The 5,708-nt window shown below is 69.0% G+C and carries 8 protein-coding genes and 1 pseudogene; 5 read left to right on the top strand and 4 right to left on the bottom strand.

Annotated features, from left to right (window positions below; translation table 11 throughout):
- Positions 1–424 precede the first annotated feature (424 nt).
- The 5 genes from ABTY15_RS39380 to ABTY15_RS39360 all read left to right on the top strand — a co-directional run bounded on the left by ABTY15_RS39380 (position 425) and on the right by ABTY15_RS39360 (position 4,234).
- A complete protein-coding gene (locus tag ABTY15_RS39380) occupies positions 425–1,543 on the top strand; it encodes a hypothetical protein (RefSeq protein WP_350607476.1) in 1,119 nt (372 codons plus the stop codon).
- 503 nt (positions 1,544–2,046) lie between these two features.
- Positions 2,047–2,577, top strand: a complete 531-nt coding sequence (locus ABTY15_RS39375; protein ID WP_350607473.1) for a hypothetical protein — start codon at positions 2,047–2,049, stop codon at positions 2,575–2,577.
- Positions 2,578–2,834: 257 nt separating this feature from the next.
- Positions 2,835–3,083: a ribosomal protein L7/L12 gene (locus tag ABTY15_RS39370; protein WP_350607470.1), complete on the top strand. Its 249-nt coding sequence runs from the start codon at positions 2,835–2,837 to the stop codon at positions 3,081–3,083.
- A gap of 89 nt (positions 3,084–3,172) precedes the next feature.
- On the top strand, positions 3,173–3,511 hold the full coding sequence (locus ABTY15_RS39365) for a cyclic-phosphate processing receiver domain-containing protein (protein WP_350607466.1): 339 nt from the start codon (positions 3,173–3,175) through the stop codon (positions 3,509–3,511).
- Positions 3,512–3,736: 225 nt separating this feature from the next.
- Positions 3,737–4,234 carry a hypothetical protein gene (locus ABTY15_RS39360; RefSeq protein WP_350607464.1) on the top strand — a complete coding sequence of 166 codons (498 nt, stop codon included), beginning with the start codon at positions 3,737–3,739 and terminating at the stop codon, positions 4,232–4,234.
- A gap of 227 nt (positions 4,235–4,461) precedes the next feature.
- On the opposite strand, the gene ABTY15_RS39355 is transcribed toward ABTY15_RS39360, so the two are convergent.
- From ABTY15_RS39355 to ABTY15_RS39960, 4 genes and pseudogenes are all read right to left on the bottom strand, one after another.
- The gene (locus tag ABTY15_RS39355) at positions 4,462–4,803 is read right to left on the bottom strand and encodes a DUF6193 family natural product biosynthesis protein (protein ID WP_350607460.1); all 342 of its coding nucleotides are present in this window, start codon (positions 4,801–4,803) and stop codon (positions 4,462–4,464) included.
- Between the two features lie 128 nt (positions 4,804–4,931).
- Positions 4,932–5,234: a hypothetical protein gene (locus tag ABTY15_RS39350; RefSeq protein ID WP_350607458.1), complete on the bottom strand. Its 303-nt coding sequence runs from the start codon at positions 5,232–5,234 to the stop codon at positions 4,932–4,934.
- Positions 5,231–5,512: a hypothetical protein gene (locus tag ABTY15_RS39345; RefSeq protein WP_350607455.1), complete on the bottom strand. Its 282-nt coding sequence runs from the start codon at positions 5,510–5,512 to the stop codon at positions 5,231–5,233. The genes ABTY15_RS39350 and ABTY15_RS39345 overlap by 4 nt, the downstream gene beginning before the upstream one ends.
- A 35-nt stretch (positions 5,513–5,547) precedes the next feature.
- Positions 5,548–5,708 (bottom strand): annotated as a pseudogene (locus ABTY15_RS39960) (hypothetical protein); the annotation flags it as partial.

The following is a 5,708-nucleotide window of genomic DNA, read 5'->3' as shown; positions in this document are numbered from 1 at the left end:
CTACACACTCTTTCTCAACATCTCTCCCTCCCGACCCCTCTAGTTTTCTTTTGGGTGGCCCCCTGGTTTGGCCTCCTGGTCTGTGCTGCGCGCGTACTCGGCCGCAGCACAGCCGAGCGTGGGTCGCTTCAGTCGCTCGGTCGCTGCCCTGGCCCGGTGGGAGTTGCCCGCCTGTGCGGCCCGACCGCTCGGCTTCTGGCGGGATCTCGTCCTTCCGGGCAGCTACTCAAGCGACCCAAGCGACTGTGGGTTCGATATGCCGACGCCAACTGTCGCCGGCGCGACCGCCCCCGCCCCCGCCGCCGCCACCACCACCGCCCCCGTCGTGGTCGTCGTCAGGCAGAGAGCTCGGCGGTGGCGCAAAACAGGTTGGCCGACCGGCACCGGGCTGCGACGATGCCTGCGTTCCCGACACGGAGGACATGTGTTCGTTTTCGAGTGCATGGGGTGCGACACCAGGTTGACCGCCCCGCTGTCCCAGGTCGCGCTGCCGGCCCATGCCCACCAGACGTACGGGAACGGGATCCAGCTCCCGGTCCTGATGGAACCGGGCACGTTCGCCGTGGACCCGGAGCCCGGAGGGCCACCCTGGCGGATGTGGGAGGAGATCGACCCGGACGAGGCGGCGGCCCGCGGCATCTATGCGCCGGTCGACACCCTGTCCGACGGCCCGTCCGGTGCGATCGTCATCGCTCCCGGAGACACCCGCGGCACCGTACTGATCCCGGAGAGACGCGGCGGCGCCTGCTGCGGCATCGACGGGGCCGACGGTCCCAACATGCTCTGCGAGGCATGCGGCCTCCCCGTGGCGACCCGGATCGACGACTGTTCGCTCTGGCAGGCCGTGTGGCTCGCCCCCGACGCCGTACGCCGTCTCCCCGTCGACGGTGCGGGCGCGGATGCCGTGCCGCTCTCCTGGGCAGAGCTGATGGCGGAGGGGAAGAGCATGCCCCCGTTCGAGCCGATCACCACGTGGGGATCGCGGCGGGGGTCGGACTACTGGTGGTCATGGAGCCCACGGTGGGAGGCGGCAGCGGGCCAGGCGCTCGCCCACCTGCTGGCGGCCTCGGCCGGCCGGCCGGTGACCGTCCCGGACGGCCTGAGCGCAGAGGTGTTCCAGCGGGCTCTCGACGCCCTGCTGCCTGCGGGTCCGCCGCCGCGGCGCGCCGTCCTGGCCGGGCCGGGACGGCCCGCCCCCGAGGATGCCGACATTCTCCTGGTGCCGACTCACCCGCAGACAGGGGAGACCTGGGCCCCGGCCGGGCCGGCCTCCTCGGCCTACTCGGTGGCCCTTCCGTTCGGGGTGTGGCTGTGGCTGGCCTTCCCCGAGCCGTACCTGACCGCCCCCGCGTCGGGCCAGATGCCCGACGGCGTCCTGCGCGACGACCCGCCACCGCCGCGCCCCGGGTACCTGTTCCAGGCCAACTCGGGAGTGTTCCGGCACACCCTGGTCCGGTTGCCGGCCGTCCGCAGCCCGTGGCTGCGGGAGATCCTCGAGAACCTCACGCCGCACATGCGCGCCGGGCTCTTCTCCTGGATGTGACGCCTCCGAGGTGGTGAACGCGCGTTGCCCGCGGCCCTCCCATCGGGCCCTCCCATCGGGCCCTTCAGCGAGTGGCCGACAACATCGAGGGCGGCCACCCGCCCCGCCTCTACTCCACCGACCGCGAGACGCAGGCCTACCTCGCCTCCGTGCTGTGGTTGTCTTCACCATTTCCGACAGCAGCTGTTCAGCACTTTCGGAGGCACCCGTTGCGCGCCTTGCTCGATGTTCACGAGAAATGACAGCACCCTGGCCAGCGTCGGGCGCAGTCGGGCGTGCAGACTCCACGCCGCGCCGACGTGCGCGAAGACGTACGCCACCCCGGCGCCGCGTCGTGCCACGGCTGGATCCGCTGGCGGACCCTGGGGTCCGCACGGTGCCGCCCCTGACCGAGCTCGTCGTTGACGGTCTGTCCGTGGATGAACCGGGGAGCGTCCCCGGTCGCGGCGCTGGATTGAAGCTGTGAAGCTGTTGGGACCTGCTCACCCGACGGAGGTTTCGTAATGGCAGCGGACACATTCATCGCCTACGTGGGCGTGTACGACTCGGTTGCTGACGCCGAGGCCGACTACGACCTGGTCAAGGAGCTGCACACCAAGGCGAACCTGATCGATGCCTACGACGCCGCGGTGATTGACCGGAGGGCGGACGGCAAAGTCAAGATCGCCAAGAAGCACGAGACGCCCACCCGCGTCGGCGGCGTTCTCGGCGGAGGCGTGGGCCTGGCGACCGGGCTGGTCGTGGCGCTCTTCCCGTTCGCCGCGATTGGCGGCGGCCTGCTGGCGGCCACCGCGGGCGGCGGCGCGGTCCTCGGCGCAGTGGCCGGTCACGCGGCCGGCGGAATGAGCCGGCAGGACCTGAAGGAGCTCGGCGAGCACCTCGACGCGGGTCAGGCGGGCCTCGTCGTCGTCGGTGTCTCCGACATGGGCGCGAAGATCGAGGCGGCGATGAAGAAGGCCCAGAAGGTCGAAACGAAACAGTTGAAGGCCGACTCCGCCAAGATCGAGGCCGACGTCCAGTCCGCCGGCACCTGACGGCTGAGGGCCGCCCACACCGACCACGTGGCGCCCGCTGCTCAGCACTGACCGCGGTAGGGGCGCTGTCGGAATTCGTGGACCGTTCGATTCGTCGCGGTGCCCCTCCTACCTCCCGAACTGCTGAACAACTGCTGCCCGAACTCGTGAACAGAGCCAGTGCTGCCCGGTTCCTGAAGCCGGAGGTATTTCGTTGGAGCGGGCGCAGGGATGGTGGCTACGCTGCCTGGGCAGCCGTCCATTTTCGGGGAGGGGCGATGGCGGTTCAGTACATGACGCTGGTCTGCGACGAGAAGCCGAACCGTGTCGTGGTGACCGATCCCGGCCCCCGGCCGCTGGAGGTCCTGAAGGCGATCAGGTGGCGGACCGGGCTGAGCCTGTGGCACGGCAAGCTGCTCCTCGGCCGGCTTCCGGCGACCATCTGCGAGGACGTGTCCTCGGACGTCGCCGAGAAGACGGTGAACGAGCTCCGCGCGGCGGGGGCCGTCGCCGAGGTGTGGCACTGAATGCCGCACGGGTTGATGTGGGCACCGCCCGCCCCGCAGAGCCTCAATACTCCGTGGTTATCCCACCCGCCTACTGTGACAATCACCCGGTGAAAGAAGCCCCCACCTCGCCGGTACCCGTCGTCCTCGGCATAGACGACCTCCGCCCCCTTCCCCAGGCCACGCGGATTGCCCGCACCAGCCGCGAAGGTATCCAGCTTCTGGAAGAGCACCGCAACAGCTTCATTGACGAGCTGTGGCTCGACCACGATCTCGGCGGCGACGACACCATCATGCCGGTGGTGACCCTCATGGAAGAAGCCGCCTTCAACGGACAGCCCTTTCAGATCGGAGCTGTCTTCGTCCACAGCGCCAACCCCATCGGTGCCGAAACCGTCGTCAGGTCACTCGCCCGCTGGAACTACCGTGTCCGGCGGGCAACGGCCTAGCGAGCCCGGCCGTCTCAACCAGTGCCGCGGCAGGCAACGTTTGCCCCGAAGCAGCCCGTGAGGGCTACCCGTCGCAGGTATACCGGTAGCTGGTAGCGGGCAGCCGGTGGCATGCTTGCCACTCGCATGTGATCAACCGGGCTGTCCGTGTCTGCAGAACCATCAGGGTCCAACCTGTCCTCGGCGGCGCCGAGGCCTGACACTCTGACAGAGCGGATGCTTTTGATGGACGATGCCGACCGCCTTCCCGAGGATCTGACCGAACTCGAACGGCTGCTCATGCGCAGCGCATCCACCTTCCGGTGGGTGGAGGCGGCCGAGCGGCTCGTCCTACAGGTGGACAACCTGCGGGACTGGCTCATCAAGAACCACTTCCTTCGTATGCACATGAGCGAGTCCGGTCCGTATGCCGCCACCGATTTCGCTGAGGCCTTCGACGCTGCGTGCGAGATCCTGCGCGGCGGCAGCAGTGCCCTGGAGGCATCCGGTCTGAGCAGGTCGAGCTTCTCGGTTCTCGGCGTCGCCGCCAACCTCTGCGGCCGTGTGCAGAACTCGCTCCGCTACTGCGCCGACAAGATCGACGACCACGATGCCCAGGCGGTGGCGTTGGCGGTCCTTTACGCCATGGGCTACATGGACGCCACCGTGGACGTGAACGGCAATGAGGTGGACGGTTGGGGGCCGAACTCGCTGGCCTACGAAGAGCGGTTGTCCCAGCCCTGAGCAGCCGCGCTGCTTCCACGAAGCATTCCGCCGCCGCCCGCCGAGTCGTTGGCGTTCCAGGCTGAAGGGTCGCCTCCCCGACGCCCGAGCCCGGCCCGGAATCGAGGACACCTATGTCGTTCGGAAGCTTGTCTCCGATCGGAGTAGGCATGCCGTGTGTTCGCAACTATGTCGAGGCGAAACGTTGTCCGATGCGGCACTAGCAATTCCCCAGGCTCTGACCTGACTCACTCGTCCGAGATTGTGCCGTCTGCCGGCAGGTGAGCCACCACGAGAGCGGCAGCCTCCTGCGGCGTCGCTGGTTCGCCGAGGAGGGTGATGTAGCCGGATGTGTAGACCTTGTAGGGCGGTCCGCCGCAGACGATGAATGGCAAGTCATCGTGGTTCCCATCCCATGGAGGGGCAGATCGCAGGAACTTCAACGTGCCGTGGCTCGGCCACGGGTAGAAGCCGCGGAGCTTCGGCTGCGCGTGCGCGGCTTCGATGACCAGCGGATCCCCTTGCCGGGTTCCTGGAGTACGTTCCAGCAGTTGACGCCAGGCGGTCGGGATGTCGGGAACTTCAGGCATGAGTCGATCTTCCGAGATCGCGGGAGCTGCGAACAAGTGGCCGTTCCGCAGCCCCGCGTCGACAGACTGGCCCTGTCCGATCGGCGGCTTGTCGGTCTTGTCGGTGGAGCTCGGCCGGCTCAGTCGGCTCAGTCGGCGCGCAGGATGCGGGAGACGTAGATGCGTGGCGGATCCGTGTCCTCGTTCACCGCGTACTCCACCAGCCCCAGGTCCCGGCGCAGCGGAGCCGAGTGCATGCCGGGGCGGCCCGGCACCGGCAGGCTCAGGTGGGGGAAGGGGTGCTCGCGCAGGTCGACGAGGAAGGCGACGACCGCGGAGAACACGTCGGGTGAGGTGCCCGGGTCGGCGAGGAGTTCCTCGACGGCGGGGGAGAGGGTGAGCGGATCGTCCTCGTCCAGGCCCTCGCCCGGGCCCTCGGCGTGGTCGCTCACAGGGCTCCGAGCCGGCGCAGGACGGCGGAGGCGGAGGTACCGGGAGCGGTCCCGTCCTGGACGGCGGCGTGGATGCGGTCGCCCTCCGGGTCGCGGTAGAGCTCGGCCCGCAGCCACCAGCGCCGCAGGACACCGCCGATCGTCTCGTCGTCGGCCTCGCCCATCTCCCGGTAGAACTCCATCCGCTGCGCCGGCGGCAGGGCGGCGGCCACCGCGTCCTGGGTGCGGGCGATCGGCTGGCGGCCGTCGTGGTGGCCGTGCAGGGGTGCGGCGCTCACCATTCCTCCGGAAGCTCTCGTCGGGCGGGTCCGTATCAGTGTCCTCCCCCGTCCGTGTCGGCCGACACCCGGGGCTGGCGGGGGCACCCAGTAACGTTACTGGTGAAGGAGGTGACGGCGAGGAGGAGGTGGATCCAGAAGAAGGCGGTCGGCTGGGAGTGGTCGCCGTTGGTGAAGGCCTGGCCGCCGGAGTCCT

Origin of the sequence: Kitasatospora sp. NPDC097643, assembly GCF_040302625.1 — a bacterium.
Taxonomy (GTDB): Bacteria; Actinomycetota; Actinomycetes; order Streptomycetales; family Streptomycetaceae; genus Kitasatospora.
The sequence above is the reverse complement of the archived record's forward strand: the minus strand, read 5'-3'. Positions and strand labels throughout refer to the sequence as shown.